The 24,869-nt window shown below is 40.5% G+C and carries 28 protein-coding genes and 1 tRNA gene; 9 read left to right on the top strand and 20 right to left on the bottom strand.

Going from position 1 to position 24,869, the window contains the following annotated elements; all coding sequences use genetic code 11:
* From F3G76_RS06400 to F3G76_RS06390, 4 genes are read left to right on the top strand one after another with little or no spacing between them, the layout of a single operon-like run.
* The gene (locus F3G76_RS06400; protein WP_087583718.1) at positions 1–426 is read left to right on the top strand and encodes a gamma-glutamyl phosphate reductase; all 426 of its coding nucleotides are present in this window, start codon (positions 1–3) and stop codon (positions 424–426) included.
* Between the two features lie 32 nt (positions 427–458).
* Positions 459–878: a DUF4172 domain-containing protein gene (locus tag F3G76_RS06395; protein WP_149706233.1), complete on the top strand. Its 420-nt coding sequence runs from the start codon at positions 459–461 to the stop codon at positions 876–878.
* Complete coding sequence (locus tag F3G76_RS10480; protein WP_188116569.1) at positions 842–1,003, top strand: hypothetical protein; 162 nt, start codon at positions 842–844, stop codon at positions 1,001–1,003. The genes F3G76_RS06395 and F3G76_RS10480 overlap by 37 nt, the downstream gene beginning before the upstream one ends.
* On the top strand, positions 978–1,292 hold the full coding sequence (locus F3G76_RS06390; RefSeq protein ID WP_149706232.1) for a Fic family protein: 315 nt from the start codon (positions 978–980) through the stop codon (positions 1,290–1,292). Before F3G76_RS10480 ends, F3G76_RS06390 begins: the two co-directional genes overlap by 26 nt.
* Before the next feature lie 47 nt (positions 1,293–1,339).
* On the opposite strand, the gene F3G76_RS06385 is transcribed toward F3G76_RS06390, so the two are convergent.
* A complete protein-coding gene (locus F3G76_RS06385; protein WP_103648013.1) occupies positions 1,340–1,834 on the bottom strand; it encodes a type 1 glutamine amidotransferase family protein in 495 nt (164 codons plus the stop codon).
* A gap of 11 nt (positions 1,835–1,845) precedes the next feature.
* A complete protein-coding gene (locus F3G76_RS06380) occupies positions 1,846–3,045 on the bottom strand; it encodes a tetrahydrodipicolinate N-succinyltransferase N-terminal domain-containing protein (RefSeq protein ID WP_149706231.1) in 1,200 nt (399 codons plus the stop codon).
* Between the two features lie 160 nt (positions 3,046–3,205).
* Here F3G76_RS06380 and F3G76_RS06375 point away from each other — a divergent pair, with 160 nt between their 5' ends.
* The gene (locus F3G76_RS06375; protein WP_149706230.1) at positions 3,206–3,802 is read left to right on the top strand and encodes a YagU family protein; all 597 of its coding nucleotides are present in this window, start codon (positions 3,206–3,208) and stop codon (positions 3,800–3,802) included.
* A 171-nt stretch (positions 3,803–3,973) separates the two neighbouring features.
* Here F3G76_RS06375 and F3G76_RS06370 read toward each other — a convergent pair whose 3' ends face one another.
* The 6 genes from F3G76_RS06370 to thiC form a co-directional block, all read right to left on the bottom strand.
* The gene (locus tag F3G76_RS06370) at positions 3,974–4,426 is read right to left on the bottom strand and encodes a hypothetical protein (protein WP_149706229.1); all 453 of its coding nucleotides are present in this window, start codon (positions 4,424–4,426) and stop codon (positions 3,974–3,976) included.
* Positions 4,427–4,584: 158 nt separating this feature from the next.
* On the bottom strand, positions 4,585–5,274 hold the full coding sequence (locus F3G76_RS06365; RefSeq protein ID WP_149706228.1) for a cytochrome-c oxidase: 690 nt from the start codon (positions 5,272–5,274) through the stop codon (positions 4,585–4,587).
* Between the two features lie 103 nt (positions 5,275–5,377).
* The gene (locus F3G76_RS06360) at positions 5,378–6,715 is read right to left on the bottom strand and encodes a PFL family protein (RefSeq protein ID WP_149706227.1); all 1,338 of its coding nucleotides are present in this window, start codon (positions 6,713–6,715) and stop codon (positions 5,378–5,380) included.
* 9 nt (positions 6,716–6,724) lie between these two features.
* The gene (locus F3G76_RS06355) at positions 6,725–6,991 is read right to left on the bottom strand and encodes an ACT domain-containing protein (RefSeq protein ID WP_002939508.1); all 267 of its coding nucleotides are present in this window, start codon (positions 6,989–6,991) and stop codon (positions 6,725–6,727) included.
* Between the two features lie 131 nt (positions 6,992–7,122).
* The gene (locus tag F3G76_RS06350; protein ID WP_148784434.1) at positions 7,123–8,223 is read right to left on the bottom strand and encodes an Mrp/NBP35 family ATP-binding protein; all 1,101 of its coding nucleotides are present in this window, start codon (positions 8,221–8,223) and stop codon (positions 7,123–7,125) included.
* Positions 8,217–9,512, bottom strand: coding sequence for a phosphomethylpyrimidine synthase ThiC (gene thiC / locus F3G76_RS06345; protein ID WP_149706226.1), 1,296 nt, complete (start codon positions 9,510–9,512; stop codon positions 8,217–8,219). The genes F3G76_RS06350 and thiC overlap by 7 nt, the downstream gene beginning before the upstream one ends.
* A gap of 145 nt (positions 9,513–9,657) precedes the next feature.
* Between thiC and F3G76_RS06340 the strand changes: the two genes are divergently transcribed.
* From F3G76_RS06340 to F3G76_RS06325, 4 genes are read left to right on the top strand one after another with little or no spacing between them, the layout of a single operon-like run.
* Complete coding sequence (locus tag F3G76_RS06340) at positions 9,658–10,776, top strand: bifunctional 2-C-methyl-D-erythritol 4-phosphate cytidylyltransferase/2-C-methyl-D-erythritol 2,4-cyclodiphosphate synthase (protein ID WP_107714427.1); 1,119 nt, start codon at positions 9,658–9,660, stop codon at positions 10,774–10,776.
* Complete coding sequence (locus tag F3G76_RS06335) at positions 10,773–11,663, top strand: response regulator (RefSeq protein WP_149706225.1); 891 nt, start codon at positions 10,773–10,775, stop codon at positions 11,661–11,663. Before F3G76_RS06340 ends, F3G76_RS06335 begins: the two co-directional genes overlap by 4 nt.
* The gene (locus tag F3G76_RS06330) at positions 11,641–12,822 is read left to right on the top strand and encodes a sulfate adenylyltransferase (protein ID WP_148823582.1); all 1,182 of its coding nucleotides are present in this window, start codon (positions 11,641–11,643) and stop codon (positions 12,820–12,822) included. The genes F3G76_RS06335 and F3G76_RS06330 overlap by 23 nt, the downstream gene beginning before the upstream one ends.
* 8 nt (positions 12,823–12,830) lie before the next feature.
* Positions 12,831–13,298, top strand: coding sequence for a phosphatidylglycerophosphatase A family protein (locus F3G76_RS06325; RefSeq protein ID WP_021090015.1), 468 nt, complete (start codon positions 12,831–12,833; stop codon positions 13,296–13,298).
* Positions 13,299–13,365: 67 nt separating this feature from the next.
* Here the strand turns inward: F3G76_RS06325 and F3G76_RS06320 are convergent, their stop codons facing one another.
* The 12 genes from F3G76_RS06320 to rpsG form a co-directional block, all read right to left on the bottom strand.
* Positions 13,366–13,920, bottom strand: coding sequence for a hypothetical protein (locus tag F3G76_RS06320; protein ID WP_148823580.1), 555 nt, complete (start codon positions 13,918–13,920; stop codon positions 13,366–13,368).
* An 80-nt stretch (positions 13,921–14,000) separates the two neighbouring features.
* Complete coding sequence (locus F3G76_RS06315; RefSeq protein WP_149706224.1) at positions 14,001–14,435, bottom strand: fatty-acid--CoA ligase; 435 nt, start codon at positions 14,433–14,435, stop codon at positions 14,001–14,003.
* Positions 14,436–17,531 (bottom strand): cytochrome c biogenesis protein CcsA, encoded by a 3,096-nt coding sequence (locus F3G76_RS06310; protein WP_149706223.1) that lies wholly within the window; start codon positions 17,529–17,531, stop codon positions 14,436–14,438.
* A gap of 45 nt (positions 17,532–17,576) precedes the next feature.
* Positions 17,577–18,134 (bottom strand): c-type cytochrome, encoded by a 558-nt coding sequence (locus F3G76_RS06305; protein ID WP_002941036.1) that lies wholly within the window; start codon positions 18,132–18,134, stop codon positions 17,577–17,579.
* Positions 18,135–18,227: 93 nt separating this feature from the next.
* Complete coding sequence (locus F3G76_RS06300; RefSeq protein ID WP_148823577.1) at positions 18,228–19,451, bottom strand: major outer membrane protein; 1,224 nt, start codon at positions 19,449–19,451, stop codon at positions 18,228–18,230.
* 268 nt (positions 19,452–19,719) lie between these two features.
* Positions 19,720–20,157, bottom strand: coding sequence for a hypothetical protein (locus F3G76_RS06295; protein ID WP_103607052.1), 438 nt, complete (start codon positions 20,155–20,157; stop codon positions 19,720–19,722).
* A 123-nt stretch (positions 20,158–20,280) separates the two neighbouring features.
* Complete coding sequence (locus tag F3G76_RS06290; protein ID WP_149706222.1) at positions 20,281–20,868, bottom strand: hydrogenase-4 component G; 588 nt, start codon at positions 20,866–20,868, stop codon at positions 20,281–20,283.
* A gap of 83 nt (positions 20,869–20,951) precedes the next feature.
* The gene (locus F3G76_RS06285) at positions 20,952–21,386 is read right to left on the bottom strand and encodes a Dps family protein (RefSeq protein ID WP_009294499.1); all 435 of its coding nucleotides are present in this window, start codon (positions 21,384–21,386) and stop codon (positions 20,952–20,954) included.
* Positions 21,387–21,538: 152 nt separating this feature from the next.
* Positions 21,539–21,916, bottom strand: coding sequence for a rhodanese-like domain-containing protein (locus F3G76_RS06280; RefSeq protein ID WP_149706221.1), 378 nt, complete (start codon positions 21,914–21,916; stop codon positions 21,539–21,541).
* 222 nt (positions 21,917–22,138) lie between these two features.
* Positions 22,139–22,215, bottom strand: a tRNA-Arg gene (locus F3G76_RS06275).
* A gap of 77 nt (positions 22,216–22,292) precedes the next feature.
* Positions 22,293–24,371: an elongation factor G gene (fusA, locus tag F3G76_RS06270; RefSeq protein WP_103572176.1), complete on the bottom strand. Its 2,079-nt coding sequence runs from the start codon at positions 24,369–24,371 to the stop codon at positions 22,293–22,295.
* Between the two features lie 12 nt (positions 24,372–24,383).
* Positions 24,384–24,854 (bottom strand): 30S ribosomal protein S7, encoded by a 471-nt coding sequence (gene rpsG / locus F3G76_RS06265; protein ID WP_103608426.1) that lies wholly within the window; start codon positions 24,852–24,854, stop codon positions 24,384–24,386.
* Positions 24,855–24,869 lie beyond the last annotated feature (15 nt).

Genomic DNA, 24,869 nt, shown 5'->3' with positions numbered 1-24,869 from the left:
ATGAAATTTATAGCCATTTTGTTTTGTACATTTACGATGTTGCTAGCTGCAAACTATACTAAAAAGATAGAGATCGGGCTTTGCAAACTTATAAACGAAAGAGAAATGGCTAAATTTTATGGCGACACGAGAAACTACGACGCCCTTAGTAAAAAGATAGACGGATATAAATTTCGTTTTGGATTGAAAGATTTTGACGAGGATAGTTGCCGCATGAGTGGCTACTATCCTGTTGATCCAAACTATGCCCCATATCCTCCTAACTACCGTCCATACTATCAAAATGAGTACGAAAGATTTGATAGATTTCAGCGTGGTTACCGTGGAGGCTACTATAACGACGATGACTACGATGATGGATTTGAGCGCGGATATAGACGTGGCTACAATGACGCTAGAAGAGAGTATAGAAGACCTTATAGATAGGTGTACAAAAGTATAATCTTTAAAGAAATTTGATGCAAAACCTGTGGATATGGCAACATCCTAACTACCCAAATTTCTCTTTCGATAAAAGAGAGATAAACACCCTTGTAAAAAAGTTAGATCAAGAACACAAAATTTTAAAAGAGATAACGAGCAAGATCAGCAGAAATGATCTTTTAAAGGCGAAAATTAGTGCGCTTGAAGATGAAATAATAAACTCATCTCTCATAGAGGGCGAGAGGCTAAAAAGATTAAGCATTCGCTCATCGGCAAAAAAGAGACTAGATGAAAATTTTGACTGGTTAGCTGACACTCATGCAACTAGACATAGCGATAATCTAGTCTCACTAATGCTTGATGCAAATTTAAACAAAGCTCCTATGAACTTCGAGCGGCTACATGGCTGGCACAATGCTTGTTTGGATATAGCCATAGCAAAATTTACAAGATAAAAAGAGCTAAATTTAGAGATGATGAGATGAGCGTCGTCTCAGGTCCTTCAAAAAATGTGCAAATCGACTACGAAGCCTTGCCAGCAGAGCGCATAGAGGATGAAATTTTTAAATTTTATCAATAAAAATCACGAAAACGCCTATGTAAAAAGTGTTTTGGCTCACCTTTGGTTTGCGATCATCCATCCCTATGAGGGCGGCAATGGACGCATGGCAAGGGCTTTGGCGCACTACTGCTTGGCTGGTGAGAGCATTGAGCCATTTTCAATATCGAGCGTTATTTATGCAAATAAAAAAGATTATTATAAAATTTTAGAGCAGACAACAAAGCTTGAAAATAATTTAAACTTTGACTTCACAGCGTGGATAAAGTGGCATTTAGAAGCGGTAAATAGCGCCATAAACAAGCTATAAGCTCATTAAAAAGATAAAATTTCTATCAAATTTAAGAGCCAAAGCCCTTAAATTTTATCTTTACTTAGGATTTTTGCGAGCTGCTCTTTGATCTCATCATCAAATTCGCTAACGCTTATCACACCCCTGCTCTCGCACATCTTAGCGTCATTTACCTCACAGTAGCCACTCAGCGCGTTTTTGTATCCGCCCCTTATGCAAGCCTCTCTGTCTTCTAAAAATCCAGCCCCGCCAATGATAAGCACGCCAAGGTCAAAGCCGATCTTAAATTTCGCGCTCGCTGAGCTTTTTATCCAGCTTAAAAATATCTCATCATATCTTAGTCCAAGCGCTCCAACGCCGTCTGGCACGACCAGGATATCCACGCCGTAAAGGCTCTCAGCGTAAATTTCAGGATGAAGCCTGACGCCAAATTCATCGACTATCTCAGGCTTTAGGGCGTATGTTTTGATGTTAAAACCTTCAAATTTATGCAAAAAATCATAAATTTTGGCAAAGCTTAACAAATTTATCTTGTCAAACATCAAAATGCCAACTTTCATGCTAGCTCCTTTTAATGAAGTGCCTCATTTAGCTTGATCGCCTTTTTGCTCGCACTTGCAGTGATCTGACCTGTTTGGCTATTTTGTCTAAAATGAAGCCCGTTTAGCCCGCCAAGCTCAAGCGCTTTGTAAATTTCAGCTTCAAATTTAAACTCTGGATTTAGCTTAGCTAGCTTTTCGCGCTCGCTTGCCGAGATATAGACCTTTGTGCCCTCAAGCACCGCTATGCCAGCATCCACGATGCAGTTATCACCAAGAGGCACGCCAGTAACTGAGTTTGCGCCAAGCAAGCAGTGTTTGCCTATGCTTACAGGGTTGCCATTCGTACCACTTAGCACGCCAAGTATGCTAGCTCCGCCACCTACGTCACTGCCCTCGCCCACGACGACAGAGCTGCTAACCCTGCCTTCAACCATCACGCCACCAGTCGTGCCTGCGTTAAAGTTGATATAAGCAGCCCCTGGCATGACGACTGTGCCAGGATGCACAGCAGCGCCCATGCGGACTTTGGCAGCGTCTAAAATTCTCGTGTTGTCAGCTGGGATGATGTGACTTAGAAATCTTGGGAATTTATCAACGCTCACGATCGCTGGATACTCGCCAAACATCTTTAGAGAAATTTCATTTTCTCTTAGCCACTCAAGCTCGATCGGGATGTTTTGGCTAGTCCATGCGACATTTGGTAGCACTCCAAATGCTCCATCAAGCACGATCGTCCTAGGTGCGACCTTGCCAAGTGAGATCAAGTAGAGCTTGAGATAGACGGCCTCCACGCTAAGTGGCTTTGCGTCATCGAACAAAAATACAAGCTTAAATTTATTCTCATTTAGCTCAAGATCGTCCTCAAATGCCATCTTCACAGCGTGTAAATTCTCCACATTTTTATGCGTTTTTATATCTTTTTCAAAAACACTAAAGAGCTTGCTAGCCTTTTTTGCTACCTTTGGCGTGAGATCAGTCACGAACTCGGATGCACCAAAATCAACCTCAACATCGCACTTTTGCAAGGCGTAGATAAAAGCAGCTGCGCTTAAAAAGCTCTCTTTATAATTTACAACGGCGTAACTTGCTTGCAAAATTTTGTCGCTATTTTTTTGTCCGCGATCAACCCTTGCGATGCCAAAAGCAACTGGATCTTTGTAGCCATCTTTTTTTCTAAATTCTTCAAAAAATTCCTTAAATTCGTTTGCGTCTTTGAACTCTTTAGACATCTATTCTCCTTTAAATTTTTTCTTAGTCTAGCCAAAAATGGCTAAAAATTTTATGATTTTAAAGCATTTGAGCTTTGATAAATTTATAAATTATAATAATGATTAACCTTATCATAAAGAAAATAGAAATAAAATGCCTCAAATTTTACAAGGAGACAAAATGTCAAATTTAGCTACCAAACCAAAATTTGCCCTAGCTGCGTTGATCGGCCTCATCGCTGGCGTAGTTTCAGCCTTTGTCAAATGGGGCGCAGAAGTGCCACTTCCGCCAAGAAGCCCTATGGATATGTTTAACGCAGCTTGCGGACCAGAAAGTGCCATCAGAGCGGCTGATGCGATCGACTGCTCGAGAAATTTTCTAAATCCCCCTTATGTGTTCTTAAGAGATTATGTCGGTATCGCCGATCCAAACGCTGCTATCTACGAGTTTGCAGGGCATGCATTTAACTACGTGATGCTAACGCACATCATCTTCTCAGTCGTCTTTGCCGTTGGCTACTGCGTCGTGGCTGAGAAATTTCCAAAGATCACGATGTGGCAAGGCGTGATGGCTGGTATCTTAGCAACTATCGCAGTTCATGGCATCTCACTGCCGTTTCTTGGCCTCACTCCGCCACTTTGGACACTTCCTTGGTATGAGTATGTCTCTGAGTTTGTGGGTCACATGGTATGGTTTTGGTCGATAGAGATCATCCGCCACGACCTAAGAGCTAGGATCACAAAAGAAAAAGATCCAAGCGACTGCTGCAACGCATAATTAACAAATTTGCTGTTTTGACGTAAAAACCTAAAACAGCAAAATTTAATCATTTAAAAACCCTAGCGCCTCTTGATCGCAGCCAATACCTAAAAACAAAATTTCATCATTTTTTGCAAGGCTTGAAAATCTTAACTAGCTTTTAATGCGTAAATTTAAAAGCTTAAGCGTTTAGCACTCACTGCTAAGCTCTAAATTTTCTAAACAAAGCGGCTTTTCATCCTCAAAGATCACCCCTATACCGTAAGGCTCGCAGATATCTAGCTCGCCCTCTGCAAATCTCATCAGCCACTGCTTATCGCCCGCATAAAAGGTGCATTGAGGCGAGCTAAATGGCAGGTCGCAAACTGACACGTCAAGCAATTTAAGCTCGTCCTTGCTCAAAAAGCACCCTCGCCTAAGCTCATCTTTTAAAAAGGCAAGCGCCTCTTTTACGTACCGGTCGATATCTTGGGCAATTTTCTCTTCCAGCAAAGTAGTCTCATTATCCACGTCTGCCCTATCTGTGCTAACGAGGCAAAATGGCACCTGATCAAAAATTTCGCTTTTTAGCCCAGTCTCCGCATACCAGATAAAGCCATCATCTGTTGCAACTTTTTTAAGTTCGCCAAATTTCAAAGTCATTTTTTTATTCTCATTTTTGTGGTTTTGCTACTCTTACGAAAAAGAGCGAAATTTAAGCAAATTTGTCGTGATTTAAAATAGAAATAGCTTGTAAATTTGCCCTTTTAGCATAAAGCAAAAGCTAAATTTACAAGCAAATTTTCAGTTTTTCTCGCTATTTAGAAGCAAAATTTCTCATCAGTGCCATTTTGCTTGCGCATAGCTTTGAAGTTAGTAAGATTGTCTTTGTCTAAAAAGTAATCTTTCTCTTTTTTATTGCGCGCTTCTAGCTTTTCTATGCCTTTTGCAAGGGCTGCTTTTCTATCTTCGTGAGGCGAGCTAAATTCTGGCGAAAACATCGCTTCATAGGCATTTTTCTTAGTCCATTCAAGCGCTTTATCAGCGATCTCTTGTTGCTTTTTGATATCGCAAAATGCATAAGGATTGACCACGTCGCCAACAAGCTTCATAAACGCCCCTATCGCAGCCACCACGTCAGTAAATTTCTCGCCCTCCATGTCTATAACGCCTCTTAGCAAGATCGCGCGGTTTTTTGCCGCATAAAACCAAAATACCGCATCATCGCGAAGTCCAAGATCATAAGCGCGAGCTGAGAGAACAAAAAGAGTTATCGGAGAGACCATTTGTGGGGCGTCTTGCACGATCTTTTCAGCCTTTTTGAAGTCCTCTTCTTTGCCACTTTTTAGCAGGTCGTCTATCTTATCGTAAACCTTCACAAACTCGGCCTTACCAGCGTTTGCTGAGTAGTATGGCGTGACGTAGATGTCGATACTTCTTACTTTGCCATCGTTTGCAAAGCCACATACCGCTCCAAAAAGTAGCGCCGTAAGCAGTGATAAAATTTTCATTTTAGCTCCTTGATTTAAAATTTTTATTATTTTAACTAAAAGCAGTTGAAAAGTCGGGGTAAATTTAAGAGAAAGTCCGCAAATTTAAAGCGGACTTTGAATATTAGTTTTTAAAACTATGAATAGGTGCTGGGATTTGTCCGCCACGAGCGATAAAGTCGGCACTTGAGGCTTTATTTATCTTCATCACAGGCGCTCTTCCTAAAAGGCCGCCAAACTCGATCATATCGCCCTCACGGCCCAAAGGTATGATACGAACGGCTGTTGTTTTTTGATTTATAACGCCGATAGCCGCCTCATCAGCGATCATCGCAGCTATACTCTCACTCGGCGTATCCGCAGGTATGGCGATCATATCAAGTCCAACTGAGCATATCGCAGTCATCGCTTCAAGCTTTTCTAAATTTAGCGATCCTGCGCGCACCGCAGCTATCATGCCCTCGTCCTCTGAGACTGGGATAAACGCACCGCTTAAGCCACCCACTTGATTGCACGCCATTACGCCACCTTTTTTGACCGCGTCATTTAGCAGAGCTAGTGCCGCAGTCGTGCCGTGCGTGCCAACAGCTTCAAGCCCCATCTCCTCAAGCACGCGAGCCACCGAGTCGCCCACAGCAGGCGTTGGAGCAAGAGATAGATCGACGATGCCAAATTTAACCCCAAGGCGCTCGCTCGCCATTTGACCAACGAGCTGACCGATACGAGTGATCTTAAATGCCGTCTTTTTCACGGTCTCAGCCACCACGTCAAAGCTCTCGCCACGCACCTTTTCAAGCGCTCTTTTTACGACGCCTGGGCCTGAAACGCCGACATTTATCACCACATCAGCCTCGCCCACGCCGTGAAATGCACCAGCCATGAAAGGATTATCTTCGACTGCGTTTGCAAAGACAACAAGCTTCGCACAGCCCATCTCTGAAGCTGCTGCCGTCTCTTTTATGATACGTCCCATGTCACGCACTGCGCTCATATTTATGCCACTTTTTGTTGAGCCGACATTGACGCTTGAGCACACTTTTGCGGTTTGTGCGAGTGCTTGCGGGATAGAATTTATCAAAATTTCATCGCCCTTTTGGTAGCCCTTTTGCACTAGAGCCGAAAAACCACCTATAAAATCAATACCAACTTCAATAGCTGCCCTATCAAGCGTCTTTGCGATCATCACGTAGTCTTTTGCATCTGTTGCGGCGCCGATTATCGAGATAGGCGTCACGCTCACTCTTTTATTGACGATTGGTATGCCTAGCTCAGCGGAAATTTCGTTGCCCACTCTAACTAGGTCTTTGGCTTTAGTGGTGATTTTTGCGTAAATTTTGTCGCAGGCTTTGTTGATGTCAGCATCGATACAGTCGAGCAAACTAATGCCCATTGTTATCGTTCTGATGTCAAAATTTTGCTCCTCGATCATCGAGATCGTTTCGGTTACATTTTTGATATCCATCTTTTGTCCTTAAATTTTGTGCATAGCATCAAAAATGGCTGAGCTTTGGATATTTATCTTTACTTTTAGGCTCTCTCCAAGCTTATCTAGCTCCGCTCTTAAGGCTGTAAAGTCCTTATTTTCATCGCTTGAAACCACCGCCATCATCGTGAAAAAGTCGCTCAAAATAGTCTGACTTATATCATCTATGTTTAGACCTAGCTCGCTAAGCTTTGCTGAGACGCCAGCAACGATGCCAACTCTATCTTTTCCGACTACGGTTACGATCGCTTTCATCTTTTCTCCTGTTAAATTTTCTTTTTAATGATTGCATTTTGGCTCCAAAATTTAAGCTAAGCACCAAACAAAGCCAAATTTTGGTAGCCAAATTTAATTAAAATTTGCTCTAAATTTTATCTTTTGTAAATTTACTTCGAGCAAGCACTCTTGCCGTCATTTACTGGCTGGATAGCTGAGTTATCAGCCCCGCCGCCGTTATTTATATTTTCTATTATCTCCCAAAGTCTTGCAGCTGCGCTCTCATAGCGTTTTGCAGTGACTGAGTTTGGCTCATAAAAGCTAACTGGCTTGCCATTATCGCCACCCACTCTAACAGCTGGCTCGATAGGAATTTCAGCTAAAATTTGAGTGTTATAAGCCTTTGCTACCTCTTCAGTCGTGCCTTTGCCAAAGATGTCATACTCTTTGCCGTTATCTGGGCAGATAAAGCCACTCATGTTTTCTATGACGCCAGCGATTGGGATGTGAAGCTTCTCAAACATATCAAGCGCACGCTTGCTATCATCAAGTGCTACTACTTGTGGCGTTGTGACGCATACACCTGCCGTTACTGGCACGCTTTGAGCTAGAGTTAGCTGCGCATCGCCCGTTCCTGGAGGCATGTCAAGAAACAAGACATCAAGCTCGCTCCAAAGCACGTCTCTTAGCAGCTGCTCGATCGCTTTCATGATCATCGAGCCACGCCAGATAAGGCTCATTCCCTCCTCCATCAAAACGCCCATACTCATCATCTCCACGCCATGGCTAAGTATCGGCTTTAGCTTGTTGCCAATGACTTGTGGCTGGGTATTTACTTCGCCAAGCATTCTTGGGATGTTTGGTCCGTAGATGTCAGCGTCCAAAATTCCCACTTTTTTGCCTAGTTTTGCCATTGAGATGGCTAAATTTAGCGTTGTGGTTGATTTGCCAACGCCACCTTTGCCAGAGCTTACCATTACGAAATTTTTAACTTGTGGTGCGATATTTTTACCACTTTGAGTGTTACTTTTCTCCTCAGGTATCTTTGGCTGGATCAAATTTAGCACGTACTCATTTGAGCCCATGACACGTTTGATGTCCGTTTTTAGCTCGTTTGCCACCTCTGGGCTTGAGCTAACGATCTCGACTTCGATTAAGATTTTATCGCCGATCTCCACGTTTTTTACAAAGCCAAAGCTAACTATATCCTTCTCAAATCCCGGATATATGACGCCTTTTAGTCTATTTAAGACCTCTTCTTTATTTAACATTTTTCTCCTTTTTCTAGATCTTTTGAAATTTTATATGCACAAAATTTTGGTCCGCACATCGAACAAAAATGAGCGCTCTTAAACGCATCTTCTGGCAAGCTCTCATCGTGAAGCTCTCTAGCCTTTTTTGGATCAAAGCTAAGCTCGAACTGCTTGTTCCAGTCAAATGCATATCTCGCGTCACTCATCGCATGGTCTTTTTCGATGGCTCCTGCCTTGCCAAGTGCGACGTCTGCGGCATGAGCTGCTATCTTGTGAGCTACGATCCCCTCTCTTACGTCATTTTCATTTGGCAAGCCTAGGTGCTCTTTTTGCGTCACGTAGCAAAGCATGCTAGCGCCGTGATATGCTGCCATCGTACCACCAATCGCTGAAGTGATATGATCATACCCCGCGCCGATATCGCTAACAAGCGGTCCAAGCACGTAAAATGGGGCGTCATGGCAGAGCTCTTGTTCGATTTTCATATTATACTCAATTTGACTTAATGGCACATGACCAGGGCCTTCTATCATCACCTGCACATCTTTTTGCCACGCACGAAGCGTAAGCTCTCCAAGCACTTTTAGCTCACTAAGCTGCGCCTCGTCTGTCGCGTCATAAAGGCAGCCTGGGCGAAGTCCGTCGCCAAGCGAGAGCGAGACGTCGTATTTTGCGCAAATTTCTAAAATTTGATCAAAAATTTCATAAAATGGATTTTGCCTATTTAGCTTTGACATGTAGCTCGCGCTCAAACTGCCACCGCGGCTAACTATGCCCATTTTGCGCTTTTTAACTAATGGCAAAAACTCACGCAAAAAGCCAGCGTGTATCGTAAAGTAACTAACCCCTTGCCTTGCTTGCTTCTCTAGCACGCTTAAAATTAGCTCATTTGTGATATTTGTAACCTCTTTTGCCTCTTTTAAAATTTCATACATAGGCACTGTGCCAACTGGCACGCTTGAGTGCTCAATGATCGCGCTTCTAATGGCATCCAAATCGCCGTCCGTGCTTAGATCCATAACCGTATCAGCGCCAAATTCTAGGCAAATTTCAAGCTTTCTAAGCTCCGCGCAAATGTCGCTACTTAGGCTTGAGTTGCCGATATTTGCATTAACCTTTGTCTTTAGCTTTCTGCCTATACCCATTGGCTTTAAATTTGTGTGATTTACATTTGCTGGGATGATGATGCTACCTTTTGCCACCTCATCCATAAGCAAATTTTCGCCTATCCCCTCGACCTTTGCCACATAGCTCATCTGCTTTGTGAGCTCACCACGCCTAGCATAGTACATCTGCGTCTTTGTCATGACTAACCTTTTTTAAAATTTAAAGGCTCATTTTAGTCCTTTTTTGTTTTGATCTAACTAAATGCTAGACTTAAATTTATTTCTATAAAAAGAAATATTTAGCTTTTAGGTGTATAATTCCGTAACAATCTTCAAAGGAGCTACCTTGCTTGATATCTCACTTATAATGCTAGGAGCAGGAAATTCCAGTCGTTTTGAGCTACCTGTAAAGAAGCAATGGCTTCGCATCGGCAGCGACCCACTTTGGCTATTTGCCACTAAAAATTTGAGTAACTTTTACACATTTAAAGAGATCATCGTCGTTAGTAAAGAGTGCAAATATATGTCTAAATTTGCTCCAAATTATAAATTTGTTGATGGCGGCGAGACAAGACAAGATAGCCTAAAAAACGCACTTGAGCTTGTAAATAGCGAATTTGTCCTAGTTAGCGACATCGCGCGTCCTTGCATATCAAGCGAGCTCTTTCACAAGATCATCGAGGCGGCCGCTCAGGCTGACTGCGTGGTGCCTGCGTTAAAGATCGCTGACACTGCCTATCTTGGCGAAAATGCAATAGACAGAGAAAAGGTAAAACTTATCCAAACGCCGCAGCTCTCGCGCACAGCACTTCTTAAAAAGGCTCTTAGTAGTGGTGAAATTTACACAGATGATAGCTCGGCTATGAGAGCCATTGGCGCAAGCGTTTGGCACATATTGGGCGATGAGATGGCTAGAAAGATCACTTTTAAAGAGGACCTAGCTAAAATTTCAGCCCTAAAAGCACCAGAAAATGAGGTTTTTGTAGGTAACGGCTTTGACGTGCATGAGTTTGAAAAGGGCCGTCCGCTTGTGCTTTGTGGCGAAAAGATCGACTATGAGTTTGGACTAAAGGCTCACAGCGACGGCGACGTGGCACTTCATGCGCTAACAGACGCCATTTTAGGTGCTGCTGGGCTTGGTGACATAGGCGAGCTCTTTCCTGATACGGACGCTAAATTTAAAGATATTAGCTCCATTTATCTGCTGCAAGAAGCTTATAAAAGGGTGCAAAGCGTGGGCTTTGTGCTAACAAACGCTGATATCACGATAATGGCTCAAAAGCCAAAACTTTCAAAGCTAAAATCAAAAATGGAGGCAAACATCGCACAGGCTCTAAATTTAAGCCGCAGCCGCATAAATGTAAAGGCGACGACGACTGAAGGGCTTGGCTTTGTGGGCAGATGCGAGGGGATCGCTGTCATGGCAAGCGCTAGCCTTAAATTTTACAACTGGACACAAATATGAAAATTTTAATAGTAGAAAATGAAATTTACCTAGCTGGCTCGATGGCTAGCAAACTAGCTGACTTTGGCTACGACTGCGAGATCGCAAAGAGCGTCAAAGAGGCTTTGAAATTTGAAAATTTTGACGTAGTGTTACTTTCTACCACACTCCCAGGGCAAGACTTCTACCCTGTCATAGAGAAATTTAAAAGCTCTATCATCATCTTACTCATCGCCTACATCAACAGCGACACCGTGCTAAAGCCGATACAAGCGGGCGCGGTGGATTACATCCAAAAGCCATTTATGATAGAAGAGCTAGTTAGAAAGATAAGACATTTTGAAGAGTTTAGAGGCTTTAAAAACGAAATCAAAAACTACGAAAACTATATAAATTTCGCCCTAAAAGACTACGAGATACCTTGTCTTGAAGCTAAAAAGATCAAATTTCCACTTCTTTTAAAATCAAGCAAAAATGGCTACAGCGATAAATTTATCTTTAACTACGCAAAGGCTGGGAATTTGCCATTTTTGTTTTTAGGTAAAGCCTGTTTTAGCGAGCTTGAAAAAGCACTTGCTCAAAGTGGCGACGAGCTAATATACATCACAAATCTCGAAGAGCTAAAAGAGGACGAAAAAGAGAAAATTTTAGAGCTTTGCAAAAAGAAAAAAGTGGCTATCCAAACTAGCGATTTTGCGCAAAGTGCGCCATTTGAGGAGCTTGAACTCTCGGTTAGAGATAAGAATTTTGACATCGGCGAGATCGTCACGATCGATGAATATATAAAATATATCATCGTTAATTATCAAGATAAATTCCCCGACACGGAGCTTAGCAAAAAGCTTGGAATTTCTAGAAAATCACTTTGGGAAAAGAGAAAGAAATATGACGTCAGCAAGAAAAAATAGTGAAATTTCTATAAACACCGAAGTTTATGGCGCCTTAGAGCTTATCAAAAACAAAATTCTCTCAAATTTTAGCGCCCTGATGGACGACGAGCAGATCAAAGAGGTGGCAAAAAAGGGCTACTTTAATGGCGAGCCGATGCCCTACTCTTTTGGCTTTGCTCCATTTGGCGAGGTCAATCAAAATATCGCTAGCAAGCTGCATGCTGGCCAAAGAGTAAATTTAAATATGGACGGCAAGATCGTTGGGCACATCGACGTGGCAAAGGTCTTTAAATTTGACGAGAGCATGCGAGCTAAAAATATATTTTTAGCAAATGAATCAAACAGCGAAATGTCGCTAAATTTAGGCAAATACGGCATAAGCGGCGAGTTTGAGCTATATGATGAGAGCCTACAAATAAGCAAAGATGCGCTAAATGAGCTGATAAAAGAGAGTGCCGCTAAAAAGATAACGGCTGTTTTTTTAACGGCTGATCCATTTAACCGCGCTCATGAACGCCTAGTTAGGATGACTATCGACAAGGCCGATCTCGTGGTCGTTTTTCTAATAAGAACGCGCGAAGAGAGGCATATTGATTACGAGATCAGAAAGCAGGTGCTTGACTTTTTTAACCAAAACTACCTGCCGACAAAAAAAGTCTTTGTCTTTGCGCTGAAAAACACGACCCTTTTTAGCTCGCACGCCAACCCAACGCTTGAGTGCATCGCGGCTTCAAGACTTGGCGCAAATAAGCTAGTCATCGGACAAAACCACTCTGGCATTGGCATGTTTTTTGACCACAACGAAGTTCATACGATACTTGACATCTACAAAAACGATCTAAATTTAGACGTGATCGTCCTGCCAGAGCTAGTTTATTGCAACAAGTGTAAGACGCTAGTTAGCACCAAAAGCTGCCCACACGGACAGCACCACCAGATCAAATACCACCCAGACGTGATCAAAGAACTGCTATTTAACGGCATCATGCCACCAGCCATACTCGTTAGGCCTGAAATTTCAGCGCTCATCTTAAGCAAGCTCTATGTAAATCGCTTTAAAGATATACAAAAGCTCTGCGACGATCTCTTTGTAAATTCTGGACTGCTTGAAAACAAGACCGACCGCGACTTTTATGAGGAGCTCATGAAGCTCTACCAGACATCATCACTCACTTAAGGAAATTTATGCAAAAGCTATTTTTGACATTTTTTGGATTTGGACTTTTACCAAAGGCGCCTGGCACTTGGGGCTCGGTGGCTGGAGCTGTGGCAGCTTATTTTGTGTTATATTTTTTCTCATCTACCACGCTTTTACTGGCTAGCATTTTGTTATTTTTGGTGAGCATCAGCGTCATTGATGATTTTGAAAAAAAGGCAAATTCGCACGACGAAAGTTTTATCGTGATCGACGAAGTTGCTGGCGTTTGGCTTGCTATCGCCATTAGCGGAGCGACGATCTCACAGCTAGTTCTCTCGCTCGTGCTTTTTAGAGTACTTGATATCAAAAAGCCTTCGATCATTGGCAGGATCGACCGCAACGTAAAGGGCGGGCTTGGCGTTATGGGCGATGATATGGTTGCTGGATTTTTCGCTGGCATTATTAGCGCGATGATATATGGCGTGGCTATGAAATTTGGCGTAGTTTTGCCGTAAGCTGAGCTAGCGATCTTGCTGGCTCTTTTTAATTTTAACTATCCCTGCTTTTATTTTAGACCTCTTTTTAGATGAGAGCTTTATCGTTAGAATTTATCTCATCCCTGCCTGCAACTTTATCTTTGTCATAATTTTTTCTAAAGACGATCATATTATAAAGCGAAAATCTAAGCTCTTCAAAAAGGCTTAAATTTTTTGCATTTTCATGGGTTATCTCATTGCCATTTTTGTCACGTCCTTTGCCACCTAAAAACAGCAAATAAACAAGCGGAGTCATGAAATTAAATCTTAAAAGAAGCGCCCAAAAGCAGTTTAAAAAGCCGTAATTGTATTTAATGCAAACGTAAAAGCCAAAAACGGCGTAAATGGCTATTATAAAAAGCATAGTGTAAAAAATATAAGCTAGCCCATCATCATTTGAAACGTCAAAATACTCACATACTGCGCAATATATAGCCGCAAAAATGGGAAATATCACGAGCGGAAAAATGAGATGCAGTCCAACTAGGTCAAATTTACTCACATAGACTTTGATATTTCGCCTGCCAGCAAAGATCATCAACAAAATAGCTAGCACTATCGGCGCAAATACCAAACTAGAATAGAGATCATTGATGTCCAAGTTGCGCTCCTATTTTACTTTGTAAATTTGAGTTTTGCTAACGATATTTTGTGCTCTTAAATTTAAAAATAGAGCTAAATTTACCTACGATTTTTGCGGTTTTCTATGCCTATCCTCTCGCTATCTTCGATCTCTGCAACATAGCTTGGATTTTTCTTTTTAGCCTCTTTGTCTAAAAAGCTAATAAGCTTTGCATCGACATTTTGGTGAGAACAGATGAGGATTATAAAATTTATGTAGTTGCTAGCTTCTTTTGGAGCGACCTGATTTTTTTTCGCTGGTATTATAAATTTCTCTCCAAAAATTTGTATAAGCTCGAAAAGCTCGTTTTTGCTTAGAGTTTTATCGCTAGCAAGCTCTTCAAGCTTTTCGATCGTGATCTCTTCTTCACCCTCAGCTTCTGGCCCTCTTGTTAAGACTTGATGGTCTTTGTTTTTTAGCAAAAGATAGATTAGCGCGCAAATGGCAACTATAAGCAAAAAGACAAAAAAGACTATCAAGCCTTTAATAAGCATCTATAGCCTTGTGCAAAGAGAGCGTTTCGTAAATGCAAGAACGCTCATCGCTATCATCACGATGATGCTTATCCAGACGAAATCAGGCACCGGAAGCGGATCTCCAGCTGCGTATGAGTGCATGCCAGCTAGATAGAAATTTACCCCAAAATAGGTCATTATGATCGACCAATAGGCAAAAAATGATGCAACAGCAAATGCGTATTGATTATTAAGCTTTGGTATAAATCTCATGTGAAGTACTGCTGCATAGACAAGGATCGAAACTAGCGCCCAAGTCTCCTTGCTGTCCCAGCCCCAGTATCTACCCCAGCTCTCATTCGCCCAAACGCCACCTAAAAAGTTTCCAAGCGTGAGCAAGCTAAGACCTAGTATCATCGCCATCTCATTTATACGCGTTGCTTCAGTGATATTACGCGCGATCTCTGCATTTGGCTTTTTCTTGTTTTGCAAGATGATAAGCAGCAAAGTAAAGCCACCAAGTAGCGAGCAAAGACCCAAAAATCCATAACTTGCAGTTATGATAGAGACGTGGATAGTTAGCCAGTAGCTCTGAAGCACAGGCACAAGTGTCGTGATCTGCGGATCCATCCAGCTAAGGTGTGCGACAAACAGCGTAACACCAGCCAATATAGATGTAAGCGCAAGTGCGATCGGACTACGTTTTGCAAAGATGATGCCAGATAGACCAAGCGCCCAAGCGATATATACCATCGACTCGTAGGCGTTACTCCAAGGGGCGTGTTCAGCGATGTACCAACGAAGACCAAGGCCTACCGTGTGCGCGAGAAAAGCTAGTAAATTTATAGTATATACAGCTTTAACTATGCCATTTATCTGCACTTTTGGCGCTAACATCTTGACAAAAACAAATAGTAAAAGCGCAAGACCAGCCAAAAGATATATCGGCGTCAAGCGGTCAAATACTTGAAATTTATTAAATAAAATTTCTATGTCTATCTTTTTCTCGCTTGGCATGACGGCAGAGCCGTATTTGTGCTGATAGGCTGAAATTTTCTCAAGCGCCGCATCCGCCTTGCTCCAGTCATTATCCTTTGAGGCTGCATCAACAGCTGAAAAATACTCTCTCATCATGCCAACTACTAGCTCAGCCTCTTTTGGCGAGAAGTACATCATCGCACTAGCTGGCGAATACCAAGAATTTGACGGGTCATCTTGTTTTGGGAAAATTTTGAAAATTTCACCGATAAATATCATATAAAATACATTTAGTCTCTCGTCGATCTTTATCACATCTTTGTCAAAAGTATTGCGTGAGCCTGGGTGTTTGCGGTTTGCTATCTCGGCAAATTTTGTTAGTTTATACTCGCTTCCACCATCTTTTGTCGCTTTAAAAAATTCATCAAAGCTTGCATATCTTGCATTTTCATCGACGCCTAGCTCTTTTTTTAGCTCCTTGCTTTGGCCAAGTGCGATAATCTTCTCATTTCGCCAAAAATCAGGCGTTACCATTATAGAAAGCATCGCTTGGTTTGAATTTAGGCTACCTATGCTCTCGCCTCTGTGAATTTTGTTTAAAACCTCTTTGCTAAGCGTATCAAATGGCTTCATCCTGCCATCTGGACTTTGCACGATAAGCCTAGCAAGCTTGTCTGCATGCTCTTTGCTGATACGTGGCAAGAAGTCCTCCGCCTTTAGCGAGCTAAAATTTAAGCCTAAAAGTAAGACCGCTATGAGCGCAGCCACTTTTTTACAGCTTTTTGTTGATTCATTATCTATTAGTTTGGCTAGCTTTCTAAAGCGGCTGTTAGGATTTATGACATTTAGCAAGAAGCCAAGACCTAGCAAAAAGTAGCCGATATATGTCGGGATCTTGCCTGGGTCTTTATTAACAGAGAGGATCGTACCTTTCTCATCAGTATCGTATGAGCTTTGAAAAAATCTATATCCATCATAATCAAGCACGTGGTTCATATAAATTCTATAATCAAACCCCGGATCATTCGTGCCATCTTTTACCACAACCTCGCTTGAGTAGCTCATAGGAGAATTTGAGCCAGGATATCTTTTTAGCTCAAAATCCTTTAGGTAGAGGCTAAATGGGAGTTTTATCTGCTGAGCTCCCCATGAAGCGTTAAATTTCTGTCCAGCCACAGCGATACGTGAAGGCTCCATTAGGTTGTAAAATACATGCATCTCTCTACTCTCACCTTTGTAGTTTAGCTCAGCTATCAACGCATTAAACTCGCTATCCTTTGAGCTAACTAGCTTTCTCGTGGCGTGCGCTGAGACTAGCCTTGGGGCGAAATTTATATTTGAGATAGTATATAAGCTACCTGTGCCAAATTCATTCACGCTGCCAGCTTTTAGCTCAGTTTTTGAGCTATCCGCCATAGTAAATTTTGAAAGATCGACATTTGAAGTAACTGTGAAATTTCCATCATTTAGTCTAAAAAGAACATATTTTTTATTTTCATCTGGTTTAGCATTAAAGATAAAGCTGATATCTCCAACCCTTGCCTCTTCTTCTTCAAGTAAAAATATCTCTTCGCTTTCACTCTCGTTTGAGACTACAAATTCAACAACAGGCTTTCCGCTATCATCATTTACAAATTTATAGCTTGCATTTGGCACAAATTCTTTAAATTTTAAACTAGCCTCACCGTCTGCTGTTTTTAGCTTTAGATCAAAGCCCTTCTTCACATCAGCAAGTCCCAAAGGCATAGCCGAGCTGATCTCTTCGCCTTTGTCGTTAAGCGCTGTTAAATTTATATACGAAACCTTTGTGCTAACGACGTTTGAAGCAGTGTTTTCGCGTATATGCATATCAGCTTCAAAGCCAAGGTATCTTGTGATGCCAGCACCGATTAAGATGACGATAAAACCTAAGTGAAAGATGAGTGATGGGAGTTTTTTAGGATCGATTAGGTTGTATCTAAAGATATTGAAGGCTAAATTTATACCAAGAAGTAGTTGGATGAGCGCAAACCAGCCAGCCCCATAAACATAGTACCAAGCTGCTTCAGTGCTGGTTTTGCTCTCTATTATTGTGGCGGCTCCACTAGCTATGGCAAAGATTATCATCAAAACGATAGCTGAGCCCATACTTAAAAATAATGTTTTTGGATTTAACATCTGCTTCCTTTTATTTATATTGTGGCAAAGCTACCGAAGTGAAATTTATCTTAAATAACTGCCCTGCTTTGTTTCGGTTGAAACTGGTTTATTTTCGTTTGTATCTTGATCTGCAAGTGCATCTTTACCTTTTAGATAAGCAAGTATTGCACCTAGATCATTGTTTGAGACGATCTTAGCTTGGTTTTGCATTACGTTTTTACCGCTACCACCAAAGCTTGAGTCGCTTCTATAAGAGATGATGCTATCTTCTATATCTTTAGCATCCATATTTTTGAGTGGTGTTGAGCCAAATGGTCTTTTATCTGCACTTTCGCCATGGCAGCTAGCACATTGTTTCTCATAAAGCTCTTTTCCTAAAGAGACACTATATCTACCTTTTCTATCAACGCCAAATTTTAAAATTCTATTGTCTTTATAGCGTCTTGGATCTTCATCGACATAGACATTTACTTTTTCATTTCTGTCATTAGCCTGCTTTTTTGCCATTTCGGCAAGCTCTTTACCAAACTCTCCACGAGCTTCTATATAATAAACCTGAGAAGCTGCAAAGGCATTTGCCACCAAAAAACACGCCAAAAAAGAAATTTTGATATTTTTCATGAGTTTCCTTGAAATTTTGCTCTAAATTTAAAAATCCCGGATCAGATTGCTCCGACCCGGGATTATATCATAAGTTGATTAACTAGCTATGAATTAGAATGAATATTTAGCTTCAAATCTAAATTTGTCTTCTTTTGTCTTCACATCATTAGGTAGTTTGTGAGTTTGGAAAGAGTAGAATGAGCTAAATGTTAGCTTTTTGTTGTATTGGTAAGCAAATCTTGGAACAAATTCTTCAACTTTATCTTTTACATCTGGGTTACCAGCACCAGCTGAAGTTTTTTGAGTACCTTTAACATAATCTAAGCCAACTGTGAATTTATCAAATGTATATGCACTTGTTGCATAGAAGAAGTTGCCTTTACCCTCTGCATATGTCCAGTCAAATACATCTTCACCAGCAGTTATTAGGCTACCTTGATCTTCAAATGTAAATGCTGATATACCTTTATCTTGAGCTTTCCAGCCGATATAACCAGCAGCTAAATCAAAACCAAATAGTGAAGTTGAAAGTTCGCCAGCATAGAAGTTACCATCATTGTAGCCAAGGATGTTTTTAGCTTCTTTATCAGCTGTGCTATTTGCATAGTTAAGTCTTGCACCTAGGGCAAAGTCATTAGTGATGTCGAATTTAGCTGAAACGTCAGCTGCAAGTACATCAGCTAGATTAGTTAATGTGCCATACCATAGTTGGAAGCTAACTGGATTAAATGAACCAGCAATACCAGCTGCATATAAGTTACCAACATCATATCTATCTAATTTATTAGTTACAGCTGCATCATATAATTTGCCATCGCTCTCGCCATTGCCTTCAAGAGCATCAAAAGCTAAAGCTGTTAGAGTAAGACCTTCAATATCTTCATTTACTACTCTTACGCCAGTACCGATTGCGTCATCAGTAAAGTATGAGTCAATAGTTTGTTTACCAGCTGTTATAGTAGTACCGCCGATCTTATAGCCAAGATAGAATTGGTGAACACCAAAAGTTCCAGTTGTGTTTGTTTTATCTGTACCAGTACCAGCATTATCACCTGAGCCATCAGTAGCATTGTATCTTAAACCAACAACGCCAAAGAAGTTATCATCGATAGCAGCTTTAAAATTTGTGATCATTTTAAAGTTATGGCCAGCCTCATTTGATTTTTTAACATTTTTTTGTGTTTTGTCATAATCATGTACATGAGTATATCTGTATCTTGCCATACCAGAAAGATCAACATTTTTTATAGCTTCTTCAAGTGGAGTAGCACTTGCTACACTTGAGAATGCGCCTAAAGCAACCAAAGCGGCTAAACTAATTTTTGTTAGTTTCATTTTTTCTCCTTTTAAGGTTTTTGTGTCGACGATTATAATCAATAAATTTTAAGATGAAGCTTAAAAAATCATAAAATTTTGCATTTTTGTTACCGATCGTTTACCGATTTTAACCAAAAAGAGGCATATTTTGATAATTTAACTTTTACAAATGAGACTTTTAAAAAAGGGATAAAAAGAAAAAGGGGCCGTTGCTTTGCCCCTTAAAAGGAGTTCTAGTTTTGATTGCTGATGAAATTATATATGCTAGCAGTAAATCAACGGTAATCTAAAAAGAAATTTTTTCCTCTTTTGGTACTTCGATATTTGTTTTTATATTTTTTCTTTTAACGACTACTTCATTTTGTGGTTTTCTTATGCCATTATATGCGCCTCTAGAGCCGCCCTCTTTTATAAGAAGCATGTCTATGAGCTTATCTGCGTAAAAAGTCGCATAGACAAGATCGCCCTTATCGTAATAATATCTGTTTGCACAAAAATTTGCTTTGTTTAGTTTGTGATTTTTCACATCGCTGGCTACTATCTCGTAGCAGTATTTCGAATCTTTATAGCTAACATCTTTTATAAAGCCTTTAATGGAGCTTTTTGCAGGTATAGTTTTAGTAGCTTGCCTTGGTTGCTTGCGGACTGGTGGGTTGTCATTAAAAAATGAACATCCCAAAAACATAGTGGCTACTGCTAGAGGAAGTAAAATTTTAGCTTTCATCTTTTCTCCTTAATATAAAGAGCAAAGTATAGCTTTTAAGATTAAATAAAATTTGCGAATTTTAAAATTTGAGTTTTGTGCTTACATTAATATATAAATTTCTTGGGAGAGACCCCAAGGAATTTAAGCTGATACGTTTAAGACGTTACCGCCAAACTCGGCGATCTTTTTATCGAGCGTCTCAAGGGTCTTTTCAATAGTCTTTTGTGAAATTTCAGGAAGCTCTCCGCCCCAAATTTTCTTTGCATCCTCAAAACCCTTTGCCACGCCCTCTCTACCAGCTTTTAGCTTCTCTACATCATCACCTGCGCCATTTAGTACAAAGCCGGCTATCCTATCAGCTGTATTTGCGATGCCAAAAAAACCATTTTCACTAACTAGCTCACTCGCCTCATCGCTACTTAGCTCTCCTAGAGCTTTGCCGTTGTAGCCGATGCCTGCTAGATCAAGTCCAGCTAAAATGTCTGATAAATTTTCAGGTACGTTAAAGCTTAGGCCGCCTTGTGCTAGTAAATTTGAGCTAGCGCTTTGAGTGATCTCTTTTTGATACTGCAAAAAATAGCTATTTGAAATCTCTTTTGCGCTTAAATTTGAAACCTCAGGCTGCTTTTTAGAAACTTCTTTTTCATCTTTGTGAAGTGAAATTTCTGATTTTACATTTTCTTTTACGCTTGAAGTGTTGTATGAGCTTACGATTTGACTGATTTGCATATTTGGCTCCTATAAGTTTATAAAAACTATATCGCCAAAAGGTGGAATTTATTTAGGGTAAAGCGGGAGAGCTCCCGCTGTGATTATTTGCCAAGTGTTGCGTTTAGCATCCAGATGGCTTTTTCAAATTTAGCTATTTGATCTTGTGCGTACATCTGAGTTGTTGTGTCACCCTCTGCAAGCTCATCAAGCTTTTTAAACTCGCCCAAAAGGTGCTTGTAATCAGCCAAAACGATCTCTAAAACTTCAGTTGGTGTGTAGCTCTCTTTTGGCTCATGTTTGATGTGAGCGACTTTTGCTAGCTCTTCGGCCTTAACAATAGGTCTGCCGCCAAGCATAAGAGCTCTCTCAGCTGCGTCATCAAAAATCTCGCTCATATCCTCATAGGCTTTTTCAGTGTACTCGTGGACGCTAAAAAATTGGATGCCTTTTACATTCCAGTGAAGATCATGAAATTTGATATAAAGTGCATTTGCATCAGCCTGAATTGTGTTTAACTGTAAAATAACTTTTGACATTTTGTCTCCTTCTTTATTGTTTAAATGTGATGAAATTATATTGACTTAGAGTTAATCACTGGTTAATCAAATAATAAAATTTATTATTTAGTATAAATTTTGACTACAAAATAAATTTATCTTGTAGTCAAATGTAGAATTTAGAGATTTGTCTATTTTTTATAAGGTGTAGTTTTGTAGCCTTGCTCGAGCAAACTACTCATGCCACCATCTAAATTTATAATCTTAAGATCTGTACTATCTATCGCTGCAGCTGCTGCTGTGCTTCTTCTACCACTTCTACAAACAAGAGCGATAGGCTTTTTGATATCAACCGCCTTTGAAAGCTCATATAAAAATGCACTCTTATTGCTTGGATCAAAAGTGATGGTCTTTGCACCAGCTATGATGCCAGTCTCTTGCCACTCAGATGGAGTTCTAATATCAACGATCTGATCATATTTTTTGATCTCATCTGGACTTATATTAACAGTTTTAACATCAGCTGACAACATGCAACAAACGGCTCCTAAAAGTAAAATTTTTTTCATCTACTCTCCTTAAATAAATTTTTGAAATGTTAGCATGGATTATTAAATATATAGAATTTTTTTTGATAAATTTTATTGATAGTAAGGTCATACAAATAATTCATTAAAAAATAAATTTATTTATATGCCAAACACAACTACTTATAAAAATAAGAATTCTAAATATAAATGATTTAAAGCACTCTATAAAAGATTATTATTGCGTGGTATTAAAAGCAGGAGTGGTGTCCCCAACAGGGTTCGAACCTGTGGCCTCAGAATTAGGAATTCTGCGCTCTATCCAGCTGAGCTATGAGGACAAATTGCAAGTTAGTTTAAATTTTTACTCAAGTAGTTAAATTTTAAAGGGCAGATCGCTCTGCCCTATTTTGACTAATTAGCCATTTCTCTTTTTAATAATCTCTTCGCTTACGTTTTTAGGAACTTCTTCGTAGTGATCAAATTCCATAGAGTAAGTCGCACGACCTTGAGTCATTGAGCGAAGATCTGTTGAGTAGCCAAACATTTGAGCTAGTGGGCAGTAAGCAGCAATGATCTTGATGCCATTTCTATCATCCATTGAATTTACTTGGCCACGGCGTTTGTTAAGGTCACCGATAACATCGCCCATATACTCTTCTGGAGTCTCAACTTCAACTTTCATCATAGGCTCAAGGATAACCGCACCTGCTTTTCTAGCGCCCTCTTTAAAGCCCATAGAAGCAGCAAGTTTAAATGCCATTTCAGATGAGTCAACTTCGTGGTAGCTACCATCAAAAAGTGTAACCTTAACATCTTCAACTGGATATCCTGCAAGAACACCACTTTGAAGCGCTTCTTTACAACCTTTTTCAACAGCTGGGATATACTCTTTTGGAACAACACCACCTTTGATGTCGTTAACAAATTCAAATCCGCTAGCAGCTGGAAGTGGCTCGATGCGTAAGAATACGTGACCGTATTGACCACGACCACCTGATTGTTTAGCATACTTATACTCTTGCTCAACTGCCTTACGGATAGTCTCGCGGTAAGCAACTTGTGGTTGACCAACTTCAGCATCAACTTTAAATTCACGAAGCATACGATCAACAATGATCTCTAGGTGAAGCTCACCCATACCACTAATGATAGTTTGTCCGCTCTCTTCATCAGTGCTAACTCTAAAGCTTGGATCTTCTTGAGCTAGTTTTTGAAGAGCGATCGCCATTTTTTCTTGATCTGCTTTTGTTTTTGGCTCAACCGCAACACTAATAACTGGCTCTGGGAAGTCCATTCTCTCAAGGATAACTTTATCTTTTTCACTTGCAAGAGTATCGCCTGTTAGAGTATTTTTTAGACCAACAACGGCGCCGATTTCACCAGCGAAAAGTTCGGTAATCTCTTCACGTTTGTTTGAGTGCATTTTTAGTAAGCGGCCGATTCTCTCTTTGCAGTCTTGAACTGTGTTGTAAGCATAGCTACCACTTTCAAGGCTTCCTCTATAAACACGGATAAATGTTAGCTGTCCAACAAATGGGTCAGTCATAATTTTAAACGCAAGAGCGGCAAATTCGCCATCATCTGTACTTTCAACAGTCACCTCAGTGCCATCTTCGTAAACACCATTTATCGCTGCGATCTCATCTGGAGCTGGTAAATAATCAACAACAGCATCAAGTAGAGGTTGGATACCTTTGTTCTTAAACGCAGTTCCGCAAAGCATAGGTGTAATAGTCATTCTTAAGCAGCCTGCTTTTATACCTTTTTTGATCTCTTCTTCAGTTAGTTCTTCGCCTGCAAAGAATTTCTCCATCAAGCTATCGTCTGTCTCAGAAACAGCTTCGATTAGTTTTGCGCGGTATTCTTCAGCTTTATCTTTAACTTCAGCTGGAATTTCTTCTTCTACATAGTCAGTTGGCTTTTTCTCGTCATTCCAAACGTATGCTTTCATTCTTACAAGATCAACCACACCTTTAAAGTTATCCTCTGCACCGATAGGAATTTGGATAGGCACTGGATTTGCTTTTAATCTTTCTCTAATCTGCTCTTCAACTCTAAAGAAATTTGCACCAATTCTGTCCATTTTATTAACAAAAACAATTCTTGGTACGTGATATTTATTTGCTTGTCTCCAAACAGTTTCAGACTGTGGCTGAACACCACCAACAGAACAAAATACCGCAACAGCACCGTCAAGAACACGCATAGAACGCTCAACCTCAATAGTAAAGTCAACGTGTCCCGGAGTGTCGATTAGGTTTACTTGGTAGCCCTTCCAAAACGCTGTAGTTGCAGCTGATGTAATAGTAATACCACGCTCTTTTTCTTGTTCCATCCAGTCCATAGTAGCAGCGCCATCATGAACCTCACCTATCTTATGGCTCATACCAGTGAAGAACAAAATTCTCTCACTAGTAGTTGTCTTTCCAGCATCAATGTGAGCCGCAATACCGATATTTCTTACCTTATGTAAAGGCGTTTTTCTCTCTGCCATACTAATTCTTTCTTACCAGCGGTAGTGAGCAAATGCTTTATTAGCCTCTGCCATCTTGTAAGTATCTTCCTTCTTCTTGAAAGATGCACCTTTTGAATTTGCCGCATCTAAAAGCTCATTGGCTAGTTTATCAACCATTGTTCTTTCGCTTCTTTTTCTAGCGTAAGTTATAAGCCAGCGGATAGCAAGAGCTTGTTGGCGAGCTGGGCGAACCTCAACTGGCACTTGATAAGTAGCACCACCAACACGGCGTGATTTAACTTCTAAAATAGGCTTAACATTTTCGATAGCGTCGTTAAAAACGTCAATGCCTTTAACTTCAGCATTTTTCTTTTCGATAGCTTTGATAGCACCATACATTATCTCAGTAGCGACGCTTTTTTTGCCATCATACATAAGAGAATTAATAAATTTAGTGATTATTTTGTTTCCGTAAATCGGATCAGGTAAGACTTCCCTTACAGGAGCTTTTCTTCTTCTCATTTTGATCTTTCCTTC

It is taken from the genome of Campylobacter concisus, assembly GCF_902460575.1.
GTDB lineage: Bacteria > Campylobacterota > Campylobacteria > Campylobacterales > Campylobacteraceae > Campylobacter_A > Campylobacter_A concisus_AW.
This window is presented reverse-complemented; position numbering and strand designations above follow the sequence as displayed.